Annotated in this window: 1 protein-coding gene; it reads left to right on the top strand. The window is 37.5% G+C overall.

The window, feature by feature from the left end; all coding sequences use genetic code 11:
* Positions 1–621: 621 nt before the first annotated feature.
* Positions 622–1,250: amino acid permease (locus AB0G52_RS41190; RefSeq protein ID WP_361344439.1), on the top strand; the 629-nt coding region annotated here is incomplete at its 3' end.

Raw genomic sequence — 1,250 nt, 5'->3', positions numbered from 1 at the left:
AGATATTGATACAAAGTAAAAATGATCGAAACTAGCACTAACACGACTTGTCCTCTTCTTCTCATTTTTGGAGATTTCACCACCATATCCATTGTCTCCTGTATCTCAAATTAATTATTAACTCTCTTATGCTGTTATTATCAAAACTTCTCTATATGCTACCAACTATACCATGGAATTGGAAAAATTTTAATATTGTTTTTTTTACACTGCTTCCCCTGTCCATTTCTAAAAAATTACAAGAAATTTTTAGTAGGAATTTTTTTTATTGTTATATAGCATTATTTTTCCTATTTGCTGTTGTTATAAGGTTTAGCAAGCTATTACCATTCTAGTACACTATTGCAAAATAAGGAATACCTGTTCACGAAAACCCTTTCTTTATGTCTCCCCCACAAATACAATTGTATTTTCTAGATAAATTTATTATGATAGGTTAAGTTAAATGAACATTTATAGATATCAGCTTACAAGATGCAACTCATATACTGCAGGAAATGAAGTTTTTTTTAGGAGATAAATTTCACTCCGTCTTCATCATTTCGTTGCCGAAAACTACTGGATGAGCTTTTCTTACTTATAAAAAATACGGCTGCTTAATCGTGAAAGAGGGGAATATACATGTCAAATAATAAATTGTCACAAGGCTTGGAATCACGCCATATCCAAATGATTGCACTTGGCGGCACAATCGGTGTCGGATTATTCCTTGGATCGTCCAAAACAATTGGCTGGACAGGACCTTCTGTCTTACTCGCATACGCCATTGCAGGAATTTTCGTCTTCTTTATCATGCGTGCAATGGGAGAAATGCTCTATTTAGAGCCAAGCACAGGATCATTCGCAACATTCGGCCACAAATACATCCACCCACTAGCAGGCTATATGACTGCTTGGAGCAACTGGTTTCAGTGGGTAATCGTCGGAATGTCGGAAATTATCGCAGTCGGAGAATATATGAACTATTGGTTCCCTGACTTGCCAGCATGGATTCCAGGCTTAATCGCGATGGCAATCCTTGGCGCTGCTAACTTAGTTTCAGTTAAATCCTTTGGCGAATTTGAATTTTGGTTCGCGATGATTAAAATAATTACAATCGTCCTATTGATTGTGGCAGGCTTAGGTATTATCATCTTCGGATTTGGAAATGGCGGACAAGCTATCGGATTTTCCAATCTGTGGGCACACGGCGGCTTTTTCTCAGGTGGCTTCTCAGGATTTTTCTTTGCCCTTTCTCTTGTCATCGGTGC

The sequence above is a fragment of the Streptomyces sp. NPDC021562 genome, from assembly GCF_040640875.1.
Taxonomy (GTDB): Bacteria; Actinomycetota; Actinomycetes; order Streptomycetales; family Streptomycetaceae; genus Streptomyces.
This window is presented reverse-complemented; position numbering and strand designations above follow the sequence as displayed.